Annotated in this window: 14 protein-coding genes; 4 read left to right on the top strand and 10 right to left on the bottom strand. The window is 52.2% G+C overall.

Annotation, left to right across the window (positions count from 1 at the left end; translation table 11 throughout):
- Positions 1–4: 4 nt before the first annotated feature.
- The 5 genes from cysN to SH449x_RS25075 all read right to left on the bottom strand — a co-directional run bounded on the left by cysN (position 5) and on the right by SH449x_RS25075 (position 5,856).
- Positions 5–1,945, bottom strand: a complete 1,941-nt coding sequence (gene cysN / locus SH449x_RS25095) for a sulfate adenylyltransferase subunit CysN (RefSeq protein ID WP_482378821.1) — start codon at positions 1,943–1,945, stop codon at positions 5–7.
- 2 nt (positions 1,946–1,947) lie between these two features.
- A complete protein-coding gene (gene cysD, locus SH449x_RS25090) occupies positions 1,948–2,859 on the bottom strand; it encodes a sulfate adenylyltransferase subunit CysD (RefSeq protein WP_482378820.1) in 912 nt (303 codons plus the stop codon).
- 419 nt (positions 2,860–3,278) lie between these two features.
- Positions 3,279–4,292 (bottom strand): NAD-dependent epimerase, encoded by a 1,014-nt coding sequence (locus SH449x_RS25085; RefSeq protein WP_482378819.1) that lies wholly within the window; start codon positions 4,290–4,292, stop codon positions 3,279–3,281.
- Between the two features lie 3 nt (positions 4,293–4,295).
- Positions 4,296–4,838: a hypothetical protein gene (locus tag SH449x_RS25080; RefSeq protein ID WP_482378818.1), complete on the bottom strand. Its 543-nt coding sequence runs from the start codon at positions 4,836–4,838 to the stop codon at positions 4,296–4,298.
- Between the two features lie 25 nt (positions 4,839–4,863).
- Complete coding sequence (locus SH449x_RS25075; protein WP_482378817.1) at positions 4,864–5,856, bottom strand: type I phosphomannose isomerase catalytic subunit; 993 nt, start codon at positions 5,854–5,856, stop codon at positions 4,864–4,866.
- A 65-nt stretch (positions 5,857–5,921) separates the two neighbouring features.
- On the opposite strand from SH449x_RS25075, the gene tatC reads away from it, so the two are divergent.
- Together tatC and SH449x_RS25065 are read left to right on the top strand one after the other, a co-directional pair.
- Positions 5,922–7,094 (top strand): twin-arginine translocase subunit TatC, encoded by a 1,173-nt coding sequence (gene tatC / locus SH449x_RS25070; RefSeq protein WP_482378816.1) that lies wholly within the window; start codon positions 5,922–5,924, stop codon positions 7,092–7,094.
- Complete coding sequence (locus tag SH449x_RS25065; RefSeq protein WP_482378815.1) at positions 7,095–7,973, top strand: NAD(P)H-hydrate dehydratase; 879 nt, start codon at positions 7,095–7,097, stop codon at positions 7,971–7,973.
- Here the strand turns inward: SH449x_RS25065 and SH449x_RS25060 are convergent.
- Complete coding sequence (locus tag SH449x_RS25060) at positions 7,970–9,505, bottom strand: PP2C family protein-serine/threonine phosphatase (protein WP_482378814.1); 1,536 nt, start codon at positions 9,503–9,505, stop codon at positions 7,970–7,972. The two genes, SH449x_RS25065 and SH449x_RS25060, sit on opposite strands and share 4 nt — an antisense overlap.
- Positions 9,506–9,892: 387 nt before the next feature.
- Here SH449x_RS25060 and SH449x_RS25055 point away from each other — a divergent pair, with 387 nt between their 5' ends.
- Together SH449x_RS25055 and SH449x_RS25050 are read left to right on the top strand one after the other, a co-directional pair.
- Positions 9,893–12,301, top strand: coding sequence for a protein-disulfide reductase DsbD family protein (locus tag SH449x_RS25055; RefSeq protein ID WP_482378813.1), 2,409 nt, complete (start codon positions 9,893–9,895; stop codon positions 12,299–12,301).
- 19 nt (positions 12,302–12,320) lie between these two features.
- Positions 12,321–12,572: an acyl carrier protein gene (locus tag SH449x_RS25050; protein WP_482378812.1), complete on the top strand. Its 252-nt coding sequence runs from the start codon at positions 12,321–12,323 to the stop codon at positions 12,570–12,572.
- A 43-nt stretch (positions 12,573–12,615) separates the two neighbouring features.
- Here the strand turns inward: SH449x_RS25050 and SH449x_RS25045 are convergent, their stop codons facing one another.
- The 4 genes from SH449x_RS25045 to SH449x_RS25030 are packed head-to-tail and all read right to left on the bottom strand — an operon-like array spanning position 12,616 to position 19,572.
- Positions 12,616–14,343 carry a HEAT repeat domain-containing protein gene (locus SH449x_RS25045; RefSeq protein ID WP_482378811.1) on the bottom strand — a complete coding sequence of 576 codons (1,728 nt, stop codon included), beginning with the start codon at positions 14,341–14,343 and terminating at the stop codon, positions 12,616–12,618.
- Positions 14,344–14,397: 54 nt separating this feature from the next.
- Positions 14,398–16,071 (bottom strand): ABC transporter permease, encoded by a 1,674-nt coding sequence (locus SH449x_RS25040; RefSeq protein WP_482378810.1) that lies wholly within the window; start codon positions 16,069–16,071, stop codon positions 14,398–14,400.
- Between the two features lie 13 nt (positions 16,072–16,084).
- Positions 16,085–17,056, bottom strand: a complete 972-nt coding sequence (locus SH449x_RS25035) for an ABC transporter ATP-binding protein (RefSeq protein ID WP_482378809.1) — start codon at positions 17,054–17,056, stop codon at positions 16,085–16,087.
- Positions 17,053–19,572, bottom strand: a complete 2,520-nt coding sequence (locus SH449x_RS25030) for a hypothetical protein (protein WP_482378808.1) — start codon at positions 19,570–19,572, stop codon at positions 17,053–17,055. Before SH449x_RS25030 ends, SH449x_RS25035 begins: the two co-directional genes overlap by 4 nt.
- Positions 19,573–19,641: the final 69 nt, after the last annotated feature.

Below are 19,641 nucleotides of genomic sequence, written 5' to 3'. Positions count from 1 at the left end.
GACTTTACTTAATGACCTTCTTAGCCCGAAGTATTTCCATTACTTCTTCGACACATTCCGCGATCGACTTCTTGCTTGTGTCGAGGACCAGATCCGGATTCTCAGGCTCTTCGTAGATGGCGGTAACACCAGGGAAGTTCGGCAGCTCGCCAGCTTCCGCTTTCGCATAGTGCCCCTTTTCATCTCGTTCCCGACGCGTCTTTTCGTCAGCGGTGCAATAGACGATCAAGAAACGGTCGCGACCAATTAGGTCCGCAACTCGATCTCGCACGGTCTGGTTGGGTGCGTTGAACGCCGCCAAACAGATTAAGCCGTTATCGTTAATGATCTTGGCAATGTGAGCGGAACGACGAAGATTCTCGCTTCGTTCCTCGACGGTAAACCCTAGATCGCGGTTGACTCCGCGTCGCATTATTTCGCCGTCGATAACTGCGACAGCTCGCCCCGAGTCAAACAGTTGCCGCTCCACCGCGTTGGCGATGGTTGTTTTGCCAGAGCCGGTAAGCCCTGCGAAAAGCACGGTCGCTGGCTGCTGACCGAATCGAGCTGCACGTTCCTCGGAGGTGACCGATGATACACCCGAGCCCCCCTCGCTGGTTTCTTTTTCGTTCGTTTCCCATGCCGCCGTCGTGCTCTTAGCCGAGTCGCGATCGGAGATCATGCCCGCCCCAACGGTCGCATTGGTAATCCGATCGATGATGATAAACGAACCGGTCGATCGATTTCGTGCGTACGCGTCAAAGTAGATCGGCTGACTCAGCGTGACGGAGCAGCGCCCCATCTCATTCAACTGCAAATCGGGTGCTGGCGAACTACGCAGCGTGTTCACGTCAACTCGATATCGCAATGAGTCGATCTGTCCCGCTACCGTTTGAGTCGTGTGCTTGAACAGGTAGGTTTTACCGGGGATCATCGCGTCGGCGCTCATCCAAACGATGGTGGCATCGAACGAGTTCTGCAGCTTGGGCACATTCCCTGGCTTGACGATCATGTCACCTCGCGAGCAATCGACCTCATCCTCGAGGACGAGGGTGACCGATTGCGGCGCGTACGCCTCCTGCTGGTCCCCATCGAATGTCACGATGCGTTTAACGCGACTGGTTCGCTTTGAGGGGAGAATCATGACCTCTTCGCCAGCCCGAATCACCCCCGACGAAAGGGTTCCGCAGAAGCCTCGGAAGTCTAGATTAGGGCGATTGACGTACTGAATAGGCAATCGGAAGTCTACTAGATTTCGGTCGGAGCCGATGTAGACCGTTTCGAGCATGTTCATGAGTGTGCTCCCTTTGTACCAAGGCATATTGGGACTCGGGTCGACAAGATTGTCCCCGTGAAGAGCAGCGATCGGAATAAAGTGCAAATCGGGTAGCTCGAGCCGCGACGCAAATGATCGATAATCCTCGCAGATTTGGTCGAATCGCTGTTGGCTAAAACCGACCAAATCCATCTTGTTGATCGTGACGACCACGTGACGGATACCGAGCAAGGAGACAATAAAACTATGCCGTTTGGTCTGAGTCAGAACGCCTTGGCGAGCATCGATGAGAATGATCGCTAGGTCGGCGGTCGAGGCCCCCGTCACCATATTGCGGGTGTACTGCTCGTGCCCAGGAGTGTCGGCGATGATGAACTTTCGCTTGGCGGTCGAAAAATAGCGATAGGCCACATCGATCGTGATCCCCTGCTCCCGCTCGGCTCTCAAGCCGTCGGTCACGAGGGCAGGATCGAACCCGCCGCCGGTCGTGCCATGCGTTTTGCTTTCTGACTCAAGTTGCGACAACTGATCTTCGTAGAGCATTTTGCTGTCGTAGAGCAAACGACCGATGAGAGTACTCTTGCCATCATCGACACTGCCGCACGTGATGAAGCGGAGCAACTCCTTGCGCTCATGCTGCTCCAGGTAGGCAAGGATATCTTGGGCAATTAATTCGCTTTGATGAGACATGATTAGAAGTACCCTTGGATTTTCTTGAGTTCCATACCTGCACCGCCGCCATCTTTGTCAATCACGCGGCCTTGTCGCTCGGAAGTTTTCGTGAGCAGCATTTCCTGGATAATTTCGGGCAAGGTAGCCGCCGTAGACTCCACGCCTCCGGTCAGTGGGTAGCAGCCCAGCGTTCGGAACCGAATCATTCGCTCTTCAACGACCTCTCCTGGCTCAAAGGTCATCCGATCATCGTTTACTTGAATCCAAATCCCGTTGCGGTTCACGCACTTGCGAGGAGCTGCGAAATACAAATCCGGCAGAGGAATTTTTTCTAGGTAGATGTACTGCCAAACATCGAGTTCGGTCCAGTTGGAGAGTGGGAAAACGCGGATGCTTTCCCCTGGATTGACCTTGGCGTTGTAGAGATTCCACAATTCGGGACGTTGATTTTTCGGGTCCCAACGGTGGAATTTATCGCGGAAGGAAAAGACTCGTTCTTTGGCCCGAGATTTTTCCTCGTCCCGTCTAGCACCGCCGAACGCCGCGTCGAAACCGTATTTGTTCAAGGCTTGTTTCAAGGAATCGGTCTTCATCACTTCGGTGTGCTTTTCGCTGTTTTCGAAGGGGCTGATGTTCAGCTTCAGCCCTTCGTGATTGATGTGCACCAGAAGCTCGATTCCCAACTCGTTCTTCACATAGCTATCGCGGAATGCGATCATTTCCTTGAACTTCCAAGTCGTATCGACGTGCAGGAAGGGAAAGGGAGGCTTGTCGGGGTAGAATGCTTTGAGAGCCAGATGGGTCATCACGGCCGAGTCTTTCCCAACGGAATAGAGCATGACCGGTTTTTTGAATTCGGCAGCTACTTCACGGATGATGTGAATGCTTTCCGACTCCAGTTGTTTCAAATGGGTTAACTGGTATGAATTCATGGTATTCTTAATCCTTTTACGGCAAATCGATTCCGCTGGAGTGTCGAAATTTTGCATGCCACGTCAAGGCAGGAATGCCGACAGCGATCAACATGAGCAAGCTTAATTCAGTAAAATTCCATTGAAAAGTTAGGGTGCCGATCGGAAGTTTCAGGAATCTGCCGATAGCAAACGCCAAATACTTTGAAAAAACCAAACAGCCCGCATGTCAAAACACGACGTAGCCGTTCACGGCTCCACTGACCTAGCGTCAGTGGACCGATGACTAACCGGCTAGTGCTGCGACAACGCCTCCCGCGTTCTTCGCCCCCATTGAGCTTGCCTCAATGGAGCGTATGACTCGCTGGCTGGAGGACGCGCCGACAACCCGGTTTCCTCGTTCCCAGGCTCTGCCTGGGAACGAGGGGGGTACCCCAAGATTACACGCGGTAGAACTCGCGATACCACTCTACGAAACGCGGGACTCCGACCTCGATGGAGGTCTTTGGGACGTAATTCACCGCTTGATGCAATGCGTCAATGTCTGCGTAAGTATTCGGGACATCTCCCGCTTGCATGGGCATTAGATTGATTTGGGCTTTCTTGCCGATTGCCTGCTCCAATACGGCGATGAAGTGCAACAGGTCTACCGATTGGTGATTGCCGATATTGAACACGCGGTAAGGTGCGGTGCTGCTGGCGGGATCTGGATCTGTCGAATCCCATTCTGGATTCGGTGCGGGAATACAATCTGAAACAGCTACAATGGCGCTGACGATATCATCCACGTAGGTAAAGTCCCGTTTCATGATGCCTTGGTTGTAGACATCGATCGGTTTGCCTTCCAAAATCGCTTTAGTGAACTTGAACAACGCCATGTCGGGCCGCCCCCATGGACCATAGACTGTAAAGAAGCGCAGTCCAGTCGTCGGCAACCCGTATAGGTGCGAGTAAGTGTGCGCCATCAACTCATTCGACTTCTTGGTGGCTGCATACAGGCTGATGGGATGATCGACGGAATCGTGCTCAGCAAACGGCAGCTTCACATTGTTACCGTAAACACTCGAGCTACTCGCGTAAACGAGGTGCGGCACCTTGTGATGCCGGCATCCTTCTAAAATGGTCAGAGTCCCGGAAATGTTGGAATCGATGTAAGCGAACGGATTTTCCAGCGAATACCGGACGCCCGCTTGAGCCCCGAGGTGAATGACTCGATCGAAAGACTGACTAGCAAACAAGCCAACCATTTTCTCTCGATCGGCTAGATCGATCCGATGAAACACAAACGAAGGATACGGTTCGAGTTCTTTTAACCGGGCCTCCTTTAGCGTGACATCGTAATAGTCGTTGACGTTATCAAGGCCGACCACCTGGTCCCCCCGTTCCAGCAGAACCTTGCACGTATGAAAACCAATGAAACCAGCCGCACCGGTTACAAGCACTCGTAATGCCATAGTCTATTTGAGCCGCTGAAAGGGCACAGTTTGAGGAAGCGAAGCAATGAGGGGATGAAGCTCCTTTAGTGTGGTAGGCAATCGCTCGACTGCAACCCTAGTCCAGCTCCTCAAGGTGGAAAAGTCAAAGATCACCCCCGCGAATCCGAGCGCGGTGGCCCATTCTAGGCTCGACTGGCCTTTATCCCCCCAGTCCCATACTAAGTAAATACCATTGGAATGGCCCCTTTGGCAAAAGATGTCTGACGCTGCGAACGACGATTTTGCATCATTCCTGGCTTGCTCGATCGCTTGTTCGACGATTCTGCGATCGACCAGCGTCACCTGAGCTGGCTCGAGGTTATTCGAAATGGCTGCGTCCGCGAAAGCAGGTAATTTCTGTTGGAAATCGCCTATTGAGGGTTCATTAATCGTCCATTGGATGACAACGTCTCTCGTCAATAACGCGATACGGTCAGCTTCACGTCTGGCGATCGATTGGTGCCAGCGGCTCAAACCGATGCAGCGCCACTTTTGCGTGGGAGAGGGAGCGAGGCTGGTTCGCATGGTTTGGTCCAACTTACCTCTAGAGTTACCTTGCCAACAAAGCCACTGAATCAACGTCGATGTCCAGCGTTGCCGATGGGCAAGCTGCTGGAATGAGTAAACTGTCACCGCGTTTTAGCTCCCAGGACTTTTCTCCGACTATCAAGCGAGCCGTGCCTTTGGGGACAGTTAGGATGGCAAAACCTTTCGACTCAATGGGTAAACTTTGAGGCCCAATCCCTTCGTCGAGAGTAAACTTGTCGCAATCGACCAATCGTTGCCAACCGCTCGCCGTATCGTCGGACGAGTCGCTTGCAGCGGGCACTGAGGCTCGCTGACAAAACACTCGTGGCCCGCTCGCGAAGTCGATGACCTCCATGGCTTGCTCAATATGTAGCTCGCGAGCCTTGCCATCCTTGTCGAATCGGTTCCAATCGAAGAGTCGAAAGGTACAATCGGACGCTTGCTGAATCTCGGCAACCAGCAGCCCGGCCCCTAGAGCGTGAACCGTGCCCGCAGGAATGAAAACGCAGTCGCCCGCTTGAGGGTGAAGAACGTGGAGGCAATCCTCGGTTTTTCCGTCGGCGATAGCCTGCTCGAGTGTCTGCCGATCGACTCCTTTTTTTAGCCCGGCATAGAGCTTAGCCCCGGGGGCAGCGTCAATGACGTACCAAGCTTCGGTTTTGCCCCGATCGGGGATGGTCATTTTGGCTCCGTAAGCGTCGTCCGGGTGCACTTGAACGCTGAGTACACGCTCGCAGTCTAGGTACTTTAAGAGGAGCGGGAGACGCTCGTCGGGAGTGTTCCGTCCCAAAATTTCGTTGGGAAAGGAAAAAATCAGCTCGCGGATGGTTTTCCCTTGAAATTCTCCATCGGCGACCACCGATTCCGCCTCGCGATGATCTACAATTTCCCAGCTCTCCGCCCAAATCCCGCCATCTGGCGTTTTTTTTCCCAGTTCGCTCGCCAGCCTCGTTCCTCCCCAAATGTACGAACGGAACACCGGCTGGAAACGAAGTGGATGATCTGGAGTAAACATGGATTGCCAAAATCGAGCAAGCGAACAAAGCTAGATAATAGCCCATCCTAACGGAGAAACCATCGATGCTGAAGAGCGTAAACGCCTTGAAAAAATCTGACGACCTGTTCGAGAAGAGCTCCATGAGCTTTGGCGAACACCTGGATGAGCTGAGAAAATCGCTTATCAAGGCGTCGATGTGCTTGCTCGGTGGGCTGTTAATTGGCGTCCCATCCGCGAACTTCGTGGTCGATTACCTCCAAACTCCGCTGCGGGAGGCTCTGGAGACTTTCTACGAAGAAAAGAGTATGGCGGAAATGGCCAAGTCCGCAAATACTCCCTTGTCCCCCGGACTTAAGCAGTGGATCGTCGATAACAAAAAGCAGAGCGAGGTGATTTTTCTCGACGTAAAGCGTGTAGAGTCTCTAGCCAAGCAAATAGCCGGCCTCGCAGATGACTCCGCTCCGGATTCGGATAGTTTTCGGCCCGTTGGGTCAGGTGCCATGCGTGACAAGAGCCAAATCGTATCGGAGATTTCTTCGGACGAAGAAGCAATTGCTATAGAAAAATCCAAAGCCATCGAACGCGTTAATCTGTTCGTCAACCCAGACTCGACTGGATTGCCGAACCCGGAAAACTTGGTCGCCTTCCGGATCTTTCGCGGTATTCAAGCGCAATCGGAAGCATTGAGTCTTCAGGAGCCGATCTTCATCTGGTTCAAAGCGGCTCTGTTGGTCGCGGTGATCATCGCCAGTCCCGGTATCTTTTATTTTATATGGGAATTTGTCTCCTCAGGTCTGTATCCGCATGAACGACGCTACGTCTACCTCTTTTTGCCATCCAGTATCGGATTGTTTTTGACGGGGGCCGCCTTCGCATTCTTCATCATTTTCAAGCTGGTGATCGGGTTCCTGCTTACATTCAACAGCTACATGGGGGTAGGCATGACACCTCGACTCAATGACTATATGTCGTTCGCTCTGATGCTGCCACTGGGATTTGGTATCTCGTTTCAGTTGCCATTGGTCATGCTCATTGTGGAACGTTTGGGGCTTGTCACGTACAAGTTCTACCTCGAGCAATGGCGTGGTGCGGTCTTCGTGATCATGCTGATTTCCATGCTGCTCACCCCGGCTGACTGGACCAGTATGGTTGCCATGGCAGTGCCGCTGACGTTTCTTTATTTCTTAGGGATCTTGCTTTGCAAGTACCTTCCTCGTTCAACCATGCAAACGGGAAGTGCAGCAGACCCACGCTAAATGGACCAGAATTCCTTGCTAATTCCGAAACTGCCCGTACGCACTGAAGATTGCCACAAAGGTGATTTCGGTCATGCCTTGATTCTGGGTGGCAGACGAGGCATGACAGGGGCTGCCATACTAGCCGGGCAATCCGCTCTGCGCATCGGTGCGGGACTCGTCACCATCGCGACTCCCAAGAAATGCCAACCAATTGCCGCCGCAGCTTGTCCGGTTGCGATGACCATCGGTCTACCATGGAAGCAGAACGTATCTCGGCTGAGGCATAAGCTTTTCGAAGGTCGGCATCGCAAGTGCGTTCTGGCGGTTGGTCCTGGATTGGGGCGGCGACCCAACATCGACGAATTGGTGGTAGACCTGTTCCAAAACTGGAAGAACCCGATGATCCTGGACGCCGACGCTCTCAACGTCTTGGCAGAGAATTTGACCGCTTTCGACCAGCAATCGCGAAAAGACGCCCCCGCGCGCGCTGCGGCTCGGATTCTAACCCCGCATCCTGGCGAGTGGAGCCGCGTCTGTCACGTGCCTGCCTCGCAACGAGAATCGCAGATCGCTGCTGCAAGAGATTTCGCTAAACGGCATCAATGCATCATCGTTTTGAAAGGTGCGAAAACGTTTATAACCGATGGATGCACCGACTATGTGAACCAAACCGGCAATTCCAGCTTGGCGGTCGGAGGCAGCGGAGACTGCTTGACCGGTATGATAACGGGGCTCGTGTGCCAGGGGCTCGCGGCGATGGACGCTGCCATACTTGGAGTTCATCTACACGGATTGGCTGCTGATCTTGCTCATGGAGAACTAGGTACCCCGAGTACTTTAGCCACGGATCTACTCCACTTTCTGCCAGCAGTCATGAAAAGTCTTGCGGCGACTTAGCCCAAGTTCTTAATCAGGACCAACGACCGATCGAGCCCCGATCCCATGCCACGTTCAAAGGTTGGCAGCGTTCTCGCCAGAAAGCCTGCGATGTCGGAGCATTTCTGATTGATCATGTCCATGATGACCCTCAGAAACGTATTTTGATCCAGTGCGGTGTACGGAACATTCTTTCTCCGATTCGAATGATTCATCAAATTCGGAACGAGAATGTCTGATGTATAGGCTACCAGGATCTCACCCTTTTGTAGCACAAACCGCTTAGGAACAAACTCCGTGTCTGGCTCACTGCCAACCTCTAGTACCTGCGAACCGATCGGCCTGAATCCACGCTCGGATACGATAAACGCCTGGATCTTGCCCGCACAACAAATAGAACCATGATTCGTTTTCGGATTGATTTGGATTAACCCGGCTGAAGCTTTCCAGTTCGCATCGGGCATGGACCAATGAATGTCGTTGATCGCTCTCATCGTGTTTGCAATGGACGCTTGAGCACGCCACTGCACCCGAGTAATCGATTGGATGCTGGTCGCCACCAACGCTCCCTCTGGCCCATCTTGTGAAGAGTTGCCAACCAGCAGACTGATCATGTTGTTCGGAGTTAGGTCCCAATGGTGGAATCCTCCGCCGAGCCCTGCGTTCTGATAGGTCCAACCATGCACGTCGAATGATTCATGCAGTCGCTGCGAATCGGGGAGCAGACTAGCTTGGGTCATGCTGGCCGTCTCGAGCTGTTGGCGAATCTCTCTCGACTCGGTTAGCTCCTCTCCCAAAATCGATTGCTCGATTTCGTTCATCACGCGACCTGCCGCGAGATTGGCTACTTCGATTTGGGTCGCAGAATACCCGCGACTTTCTTCCGACCAAAACCAAAGTGTCCCGTAGGGCATCGAGGGAGAGCCGATCGGAACCACAATCGCAGAACCAAAGTCTTCAGGGCTCGGCCATTCCGGCATCATTTCGATGTCGCTGAGAAGGACCGCGTTGCCGAGCAGTGCCTCGAGATCTGCCAACGATCCTTTTAGCGGGCGAGCCGGTATCGAAAGTCGACTGGCAGGCAGTCCAATGCAAGATCTCAATTTTAAGCTCGTGGTCTCTTCGTCTAGCAGATAGATGGCCGCAGCGCAGGAGCCGATCGTCCGCGACGTACTATCCAATATCGACTCGAGCCGATCTGCAATCTCGCGATCTCGGTCCTTGCGACTCGACAAGCCGACGGCAGTTGCCAGTTCCGCCTCCTGCCTCCTGAGGGTATCCTCGGCCCCTTCCAGCCGGTCCACCAATCGCTCCAATGCATTGAGCAGCTTTTGTGCTTTCTCCATGGAAACGGAAGGCAAATCGAGGAGATCACCATCCAAATTGCCGTCTTGGATAGAGCTTTCGATCAATCGCCAACGCCGTGGTTTGAGCCCGGTCATGACGTGCGGTTGTGGAATACCTAGTCCACTCTCCGAGTTCAACCGCTGGGAAATGCCCCAACTGGTGGCTTCCGCAAAACAAGTTAACAGCTCTTGGACTTCGTCTTGCACCAACCCGACATTCCTCCGCTTTGACTGCTCGGCGGTGGTCTCGCGGTCTTCGGAGTGGAGCCGTAAATGTGAGGGGTACCGTCTTTTCACGATGATTAGCGTCGCTGTAAATGGATGGGAGTAAAAACACTGTAGACGCGGGCCGAATCGTTGGAGCGGTAGCCGATGCGAATACTTAAACCTCTATCGGAGAACTTCCCTGGAGAAGTGATGCAGAGAGTCTGACGGCTACGAAATGCTTGCAAATCCCGTGGAGATTGCCGATTATCGGGATTTTGATGCGGGAAAGGCTCGATTTCGGCGAATTCGGGTCGCTGCTAGCCCCGCGTTGACCTCAAGTGGCCTCGGCAGGTAAAATCCAGCATACGCCGTACCACTGGAGATCCTATGTTCCGACTCAAATTGATCGCGTTATTGTTGGCCCTAACAGCAGGCTTCGCCGCAAATCACCCCGCGTGCTTTGCTCAGCGATCCGGTCTCGATGGCTTGCCACAGTTCGGACTTCCGTCGCTCGGGGGCGGTAGCCAATTGCCGTGCCAATTTTCGGCAAACTACGAAATCGAACGAGGTTCCCAGCGTGGCACCTTGCGAGTCACTGCCATGCCCGACGATGGCTATCACATCTTCTCGATCACGCAACCAAAGGGTGGCCCCCTCAAAACCACCATCAAGGCAAAGGGGACTGCCTACAAGATTATCGGTGAGTTCGAAGCAGACAGCCAACCGCACGTTTCTGAAAACGAAGAAGGCTTTGAAGGGATCCGCGTCGAGTCGCACGAGATGCCCGTTACGTGGACAGCCCTAATCGAACTCGCCGAACCGCACGGAGAAGAGCCGGCTGACTTAGAGGTGACTCTCAATGGGCAGGTGTGCACCAACGAAGCCGGACAGTGCATTCCCGTCCAAGGTGAGTTGATCAAGGCCAAGTTTGCGGGCTTCTACGAACCGGCTCGCCCGACCGCAGAAGGAGCGATCACCACGCTTCGCGAAGTGGATTCACTATCTGAGTGGAAAGTCTCGCTGTCCAAGAGTGTCGCAAAGGCTGGCGACAAGCTCGATATCGTGATCACCGGAAAGCCGAACGAGTCCTTCTACTTTTACAAATACGATCCGAACGATTCAGAAACCCTAAATCGAACCCTTATCGTCCTTCGTCAAAAAGGTGGCTTGAAAGCGGGCTCGCCTGTCGCCAACAAGAAACTCAGGTCAAAGGTTCTGGCAGGTGACAAGATCGATTATTACGAAGGAGAGGTCGAGTGGCGCATCCCATTGACGATCGGACAGGAAGTTATTCCGAATACCTATCCAATTGTGGGGCTAGTCGGTTACCAAGCTTGCAACGAAAACCTTTGTGATCAACCGCGTGGACTTGAGTTTCGGGCCGAGCTAACCATCAGCGAGACCGAATCCAACAATGAGCCCAGCATTGCTGTTCTCAAGCCGGTTAGCTATGGCTCGATCGCGAATCTCTCCAACCGGAGTGGTTGGATAGATATCGTACGGGAGAGGGCTCTCACTCTCAGCGCCGCAGAAATATTGACGAAATTCTGCTTGGCCATGCTGGGTGGTTTGATTCTCAACTTCATGCCATGCGTTCTGCCAGTGATCGGACTTAAGATTTTGGGTTTCGTGAACGAAGCTGCCGGAGATCGACGTACCGCCTCCAAATTGACCCTGGTTTATGCCTCCGGAATCATTGCCTTGATCCTGGGGCTCGGGATTCTCTCGGTTGTCGTTCGTGGCGTAACGGGTGAGGCCTACGGATGGGGGCAACAATTTGGTTCTTTAACGTTTCGAATCATTATCACGTCGTTCATGTTTGCTTTAGCTTTGAGCTTCCTGGGTGTTTGGGAGATTCCTATCCCTGGTTTTGCGATGAACGCGAAGAGCACGGAACTCTCCAGCCGAGCAGGCTATGTAGGAGCGTTCAACAAAGGGTTGATAACAACGATTCTCGCGACACCATGTAGCGCCCCTTTCTTAGGTGGCGTCTTCTTGGTCGCTCTCAGCCAGCCATCATGGCTCGTTCTATTGATTTTCTTTGGCGTGGGGCTAGGGATGGCACTACCTTATTTAATCATTGCAGCCCAACCACAATTGCTTAGCTTCATTCCCAAGCCCGGGGATTGGATGGTGACCTTTAAGGAGTTTCTTGCGTTCCCGATGTTGTTGGCCGTGGTTATGTTCGTGAATGGATTTTCTAGTGATGACAAAATCGCCATGATGGCAGCTCTGATCTTCGTTTGGTTTGCGTGCTGGCTGATTGGCAGAATGCCGATCTGGGCCGAGTTTGGGGCAAAGATCCGAACATGGGCATTCGCGACCGTTGTGGCAATTGCAGGGGCCTGGGGCTCGTTCTACTTTATGCAGCCAAATCCTTATCGACTTGCTTGGAAGCCGTACGACGAAAAAGAGCTAATGGAGGCTGTTGCGAGTGGGAAGACCGTATTGATCGACTTCACCGCAGAATGGTGCCTGAATTGCAAATTGAATTTGAACACGGCTATCCAAACACGCAAAGTGAAATCGCTCGTCGAGCAAAACCAGGTTATCGCCATGGAGGCGGATATGACCGACTATCCGCCTCACATCAAAGAAAAACTGATCAAATTAGAAAGTATTTCCATTCCCGTTTTGGCAATCTACAAGCCGGGAGATACGGAAAACCCTATAGTACTGCGGGACGTATTGCAAGAGTATCAGGTTCTTGAAGCATTGACTCAAGCCGGGCCAAGCGTTAACAAGACATCTCTTCCAACTTCGGTTCAGAGTGAACCATCCCAATCGATCGACTAATTACCTGCTAGAGGGTTCCATGGAAAAATCATCCCAGGTTGCAAAACTGGAAGCTACCGAGGGGCAGATCATCTCGTATCTAGCGAACATGCTCGGAAACACTCCCACTCCCGACGATTCTCTAGCCCTCATCGGAGTCGATTCGGTTGCGATGGCGGAGCTGACCTTCGAACTGGAAAAGCGGTTCTCGATTCAAATCGACGACGATGTCCTCGACGTCGATACCATCCGCGAGCTTACACACTATGTGATCTCTCGGATGCCTGCATAAAATCGACCTTTACCAACTTCAGGCCTGTGATCGTCACCAAATTCTACGGCTGAGGCTTCTCAAGTTTGCCGTGATTCTCGATGGCCCATTCAACTGCGGCCCCCATCATGTAAGGTGGCGTACCTCCAGCGGATCGGAGAACCGTAGGATCATCCATGCCACCGATTCTGCCCAAGGAGATCGCACTAGCGAAGCGTACATTCTCTATTTCTCCATCCGGTCCTTGATCAAAGAATCGCTCTTGCAGCTGCGCAGACAATTGCCTATCCCCAGAGCCCTGCAGAATCTTTCCTAAGGACCAAATCGCAGGGCCTCTCGCGTGAGGTGTCATCTTTTGCCCACCTTTTGGGACGTACTCTCGCAACAAACTCTCGGCGGGACCGTAATAATTCGTTCCGAACACGTGGAGCAAATAGGCGAGTTGCACTCTTTCAGTCTCATCAATACCAGGGCCGTTCCGAAGCTGTTCTGTGAACCGAGTGACAATCCCTAAGACTTGGAGAATCGTTTCCTCCCCAGCAGCTATCTCCTGCAGTCCCCAAGCCGCACGAATACGCAGAATCTCTTTGGGATGATCTAGCAGAACCAGCATTCGTTGACACAGATCTTTTCGATCTAATTGAACAGCGAGTATTAAGGCTTGTTCGACCGCAAGCTCGCTTCCATCGGCTATCTGCTGATCGACGATTCTATCTACTATCAACCGCCACTCAGGTGCAAAAGAGTGCTGGAACAAAGCTTCCCTGGCTAAGTCACGAAGGTCGACATGTGTATCGTTCAAGGCGCTCGCTAATTGTCGCAGATTCGCCTCGTCTGGATTGTTGCTTAAATTTTCAATCGCCAGCTTCCGCACAAGAAACTCTGAATGCGAAAACAACGCTGGAGCCAGTTCACTGGCTAATGATTCATGAAATTGACTCAAGGAGCTATAGGCTATGCTTACCGCTACCGGTTGACTCGATCGAACCAACTCTTGTTGCAACGACATGGCATCCTGGCTGTCATGCTCGGCAATCAATTGGGCGGCGAACAATTCCTTTGCAGGGAAAGTGGATTCGAAAAACTCGCGCGCCATCGGTTCCAAGCCACTTTTCTTCAAACGTCCGAGGACTCTCGAACTCGCAATCTTGATCGGCAACGGTAGATTCGGTTTGCTCAACAACGCAAGCAGACTGTCAATGGAACCTTCGTCCGCGTAGGTCTCGATTCCTTGAATAGCTAAACTAATAGCTTGCCAATCCCCATCTAAATTCTTGATGCGCTCTCGCCAAACATTAAGTGGGGCTGGATGATTCCATTGCATAAGCACCGATTCGACCTGCATTGCAAGATCAGGCGAGGTTTGAGCGATACGCCATAGTAGATCACCATGTTCTTTCCCACCTAACTTGCCAATCGCCGTCACTAGCGCCTGCGTCAAAAGACGAGTGCTGGGCGCTTTCTGACTATCCGATGCAGCTTGCATCGCATCCAATTTGTCCAGGACCCAAGTCACCAACCTATCTCTCTGTCCGACTGGCACTAGGGAAGAGAATTTGATGATCCGCTTCAGTTCGTCCAGTTGTATCTCTAAATCGTCAGCCTCTAGCTTGCTGAATGAGACTTGGACGGGATTGTCCGGTTCAGAAACAAACCACATACCGTTCAGTTCCGGATCGAGTTCATACCGGTTAGTAGTGCGGTGGTTGCTTTGACCCCAAACCTGCGATGCACTTGCCCCTAAGCCTGCCATGGTCAGAGCAATCACACCTAGACGTCTGAGTTTCCACATTCGATGTTTCCGTATTCGATTTCCCATTGTCCCGTTCATAGCTTTTCCATCGATTTAATCTGGCCGTGTCATCTTCCAAACGCGAACCGACATGAGCAACGCACATCCGATCGATATACCGATCCCAATCCACCAACACATGGGAGCGAGGCGATACGCTTCGAACCCTGGAGCCTTCATCTCGCTCAAAGCCGCAGCCGCTGGGTTAAACATCAAAACTCGTTCGACGAATAGGGCACCGAAGGGTCGACCCTGCGCAAGCCAAACTAAAAGTGTTCCTGCGAACAAAGACAAGAGCACGCCATAACTCATAGCCGTGGCTGCCGCTGTCGATTTCGCAAACGTACTTACGCATGCACTAATGCAAACCACCAGTGCGATGGCTACGAGCATGGAGATCATGACATTTCCAACTTGCCCACTCATATCGGGCTGAATGTAGCTCATCACCGCATAACCTGGCAGACTCGCCATCAACACTAGCAGCAACGTCCAAACGACGCTCATAAGTTTGCCTGACACAATACGCAGAGAGGAAATCGGACTCGTTCTCAAAATGGGCCAACCACCACTTTCGAGCTCAGATGCAAAAAGGTTTGCCCCCAAACTAGGCCCAACTAATAACAAAAGCCCGAGCTGCATCAGAACCATCGAACTCGCAATTCTCGTAACGCCCCAGCTTACAGTTCCTGTAGCTGCCACCACTGTTAACCCGAGAGATACGATCCCGCAAAGAAAGATGAGTCGAATGAGCCAGTGCAGACGCCCAAATTTCCGTGTACGGAACTCCTTGACCATGATCGGATTGAGCCACCATGGAATTCCCGACTTGCGTTTATTGGGATCGACAATGTAGTTCACGCTCCGCAGAACCCCCGCTTTATTGGCATCGCGAGCGATGATTCTGCCTGTCGGGCGAGCTTTATCCAGCTTGACCGGATCCAGCGATCGCAAGGTTACTACGGCTAATATAACAGTGATGATAACACTAGCGACCAAGAAAGCCCCCCAGCCGGTTTGAATCCCGAGCACGGATGCAGCCCCCTGCGAACTAGTGATTTGTTGCAGCGCCGATGCTGGAGAAATCGCTGTCAATGCTTGTGCAATTAACGCATTCGGCCCCGCTAACTTGCCGACAAAAACCATCGGTGCAATCGAAAACAAAACCAGAAACAAGACTGCAATGTAGGTCCAGCGCAAACTCGCATCAGTCGATTGCGATCGCTGGCTGATCCACAACCCCACGGCGGTGTATTGCAACGACATGGCAAGAAAAACGATAATCATCGGACCTAAGTGATCAAGAATCGACACCCCGCCCATGGCAACGCAAGCCGCAAAGGCGGGCAAGCTTGCCGACATCAGAATAGCACCGAGAGTGACGTTGCTCGCTAGCTTGCCAAGATAAATCTGCAGAGGTGTCATGGGCGAATTCAACAAAATAGCCAACGTCCCCCTTTTGCGTTCACTCACCAGCGACGTTGCAGGGAAAGCAGGAACCAACATCATAACAGCCAGTGTTACTGCAAAGGCAAGTGGACGAAAAATGAGAACCGCGCCTTGACTCACAATGTCTATGGTAGAGTCGGTCGGCCAACGCAACATAACCAGACCGGAACTGACAATCGCGACGCTTGCTATAGCAGCCAACGTTTTCCATGATCGTAGTCGATCCAGTAGCTCTCGGCGAAAAATGGGGTTGGACCAAAATAGCAATGCATCTTTCATCGTTTGATAGATCCTACTTGGATTCGCTCGGGGAGTTGGCGGCTACGGACAAGAAAGCATCCTCGAGATCCCCCACAACCTCCCGGAACTGCGAGACCATCACTCCTTGCTGCAAGAGCTTTCTCAACAACTCGGAAAGTGATTGCTCGGACTCCGATGTCGGAAAACGAATCACGCGTTCCTGTTTGCTAAGCTGCAAATCGACATTCGGCCCGAGCTGCTCGCGAACAATTGCATCGGCTTTGGACACATCGGACTCCGAGAGAACTTGAACCTCGTAGCTCCGCGTAGGACACAAGTCTCGCATGACGTCATCCAATGCTCCGAAAGCTCGAAGCTTGCCTCCCGTGATAATCGCAACGGTGTCGCATATACGCGCCAATTCAGGAAGAATGTGACTGGTCACGATCAACGTTTTTCCTTCTGCCGCCAATCGCAACAAAATTTCCCGCATCTCGATTCGAGCCTTTGGATCCAAACCGTTGGCGGGCTCATCCAATATTAAAACCTGCGGGTTATGCAACAGAGTGCGTGCAATGCCAACGCGTTGCTGCATACCATGACTTAAGCTTTCGACGAACTTATCTTGCATGTAGCGGGAATTCGTAACTTCGAGCACCTCATCAATCCGCTTGGAGCGGTCTGCACCGTTTAAGCCAAACACTGCACCGAAGAAATCTAGATACTCACGAACTCGCATGTTGTCATACGAACCGAATTTATCTGGCATGTAGCCGACCAAATGCTTGATCCGCCCCGCATTCTCGGAACAATTCACTCCCGCAATAAAGGCGGAACCTGATGTGGGACGAGACAGTCCAACCAAAATTTTGATGGTCGTGGTTTTACCAGCGCCGTTTGGCCCAATAAAACCAAGGATTTGCCCCTTTTTGACGTAGATCGAAAGATCGTCCAAGGCAACAAAGTCACCATAACGCTTCGTTAAATTCCTCGTCTCTACAACGTACGATTCTGATTGACTCATGGGGCTCCCACTATCTCCGACGATAAAACCGAATCGGCACCGACGCTTCCTCGGAAACTCAAATGAAAATGACTGACTTGCCAACTCACTAACGATACTGATCCAGTATCGCTACCTGCATCTTTTCTATCGCTAACCACCAGCTTCAATCTAAGCACCCCATCTGAGCAATCCTGTAACACTTGCTCGTCCTTAATCGTAAATCGCCACGGTACAGATGGGCTGTCCACTTTTCCGAGCTCCTTTGCGTTATCACCTAAAATGTGTAACACGGTAGCGGTTCGGCGTGGCGCCCGGATGTCGAGTTCGACATCGATTTGGTCTGCAACAAATGGCAATACTTCTTGGGGCAACACGAACTCCAAATCAATCTCGGTCGCATACGTAGATTCCGCAACCCATTCTCCTCGCAACGAATCGAACGCGGTCGACAACGATATCGAATCCCTGGCATTACGAATAGAAATAAGTCCATGCGGAACTAAAATCGACTGGTTCGGGGCTGGTGGAATCAGTTGAATCGGAATGCTTACCAATGCCGCGCCTGCAAGTTCGAGATCGTCCCGATTCCATCGCGGTAACTCTTTCCATCGTTTACTCCATCCTAGCAACCGGCGAGGCATTCGCGTCTCCCGCTCTCTAACTAGAAAATAGTCCCTGTATACTTCGGCACGTCGCGTTTGTTCGTTAGAAACCAATGTGTCAACGAACCATCGATCCCCCGCAGCCTTCAAAGCTCCATCGGTGAAAAACGTATCACCATTCTGGCTACAAATCATCCGATTGCCTGGAACAAAATTGATCACCACATCGGCGAGCTCCAATCCCGTTGGGGGCTCGATCTCAAGCCCCTTGTCCGTAAGCCTGCCGGAGGCCCGCATGGACTGCACCTCAACCAAGCCTGCGGTAGAGTACCGCCAAATCCCAGGAGGCCACGCCGTGTTTTGCATCGACCAGCTGAGCATATCGTCAGCGACTAAAGTCTTTATGCCAGAAGTAACCGAAGGGTCAGACGCTGCACTGCCGGAGATTTTTCCGACTAGCTTCATGTCGGAAGCACTGTTCTGAAAGATGGCTCCATGCTCCCGAACGTAAGCATTGTTCCCATCTTCGCTAGCTTCAACGATTTGCAGCCTGGCATCCGTTTGCTTGATCTCCCGTCTTACCCATGCCGAACCAATCAGAATCCCAACCGCAACAACAACAGAAATCGCTGGGGCCAAAAATCCTATCTGACTTAAATCCCCCACGGAATATCGCCAAAACCCGACAGCTACGATAACGAAACAAAAGCTGGACAGAAGCCCAATCATGAGGGTGCGAGATGGTACAGGCGACCCAATCAACTCGACTGCATAGTTCGACTCAATTCTTGAGAAAGGTTGAAATGATCTTGTGTTAGACACCTCTCGCACCCAATTCGTCGACCATAGTTGACTTTGAAAGTCCGAGGTCATGGCCAAGTCGTATGGACGAGTACCGGTTCTACCCTTGATCCATGCTTGACTTCCCACAGTAGTAAAATACATCTTGCCATACCCTGACTGCATTTGAAATGCAGCAGGCCAATCCCCGATTTTGTGCGTCACATCGGCCCCTTCGACGGCAACCCGCTTCATCTTGACCGGCGACTTTACACTGACAGTTCGATCAACCTCCGAGATTACTGCTGTTGGGGAAATCAATTCCACGACGAATTCTGTCAGCTCGGTTTCGTCAACCTCTTCCACCAACTGACGTCCACTCAGCAGCGGGCGAACTTGTTCCACGGGCACATGATCGAGCATGATCCACAAAGTACCTCCCGACTGGACAAATCGTTTGATCGTTTCGACCGTCGAGGCATCCTGTAACGTTTCTACTTCCCCAATTACCAACCAGTCGATGGCATCCCACCCGAGATAGCTTGTTGGCAAGGGATAAACATCAAAGTTTGCCGTGCGAATGGAAAGCCCCGAATCAACACACGTCGCCTTGATATGTTCGTAGGGGTAAAACGATTCCGCCGGAGGCCAATGCCAAAATGGCTGATTGGGCGGAAAGAGATCTATTATCATCGCTGGGAAAACCGGACTGTTGTCTAGCGATAGAGGTAAGCTCTGACTCATCGGTTTTCCATCGATCTCCAGCTGATAGAAGCTGCCGCCTCGCTCCTGCATAGCATCGACGATAACCTCGATCCTCTCAGTACCTCGTGTTTCTTCAGGAACCCTGATGAGAAGATCGTAATGGCACTCAGAACGAGGTGCGATTTCCACATCGCGTGCGTGCTCCTGACTGGGAAAGCCGTCGATCTTTCCACTGAGCCTTAACTTAGCCGCCGAATCCGCTCGGTTCAGGACCATGGCTCGCACAGTGACCAAGCCGCCTGAAACTGCTCTCGTCAACGGCGTGCGTGTCACCGATCTAAGCTCGAGTGGAGGGTCGGCTCCGACTCCTAGTTCTAGAGAGATGCAAACAATTGATAGAGCTATAACGTGCGAGAGAAAGGATTGAAGAGAGGTTGCTGGTATCATAAGACCGCGATGGTGTAACTCGTGGTGAGGCGAGTGGAGGGACGACAGTAATGTTTCTGGGAACGGCCA

The organism is Brakhagea baltica (assembly GCF_052161605.1).
Classification (GTDB): domain Bacteria; phylum Planctomycetota; class Planctomycetia; order Pirellulales; family Pirellulaceae; genus JBKCUI01.
This window is presented reverse-complemented; position numbering and strand designations above follow the sequence as displayed.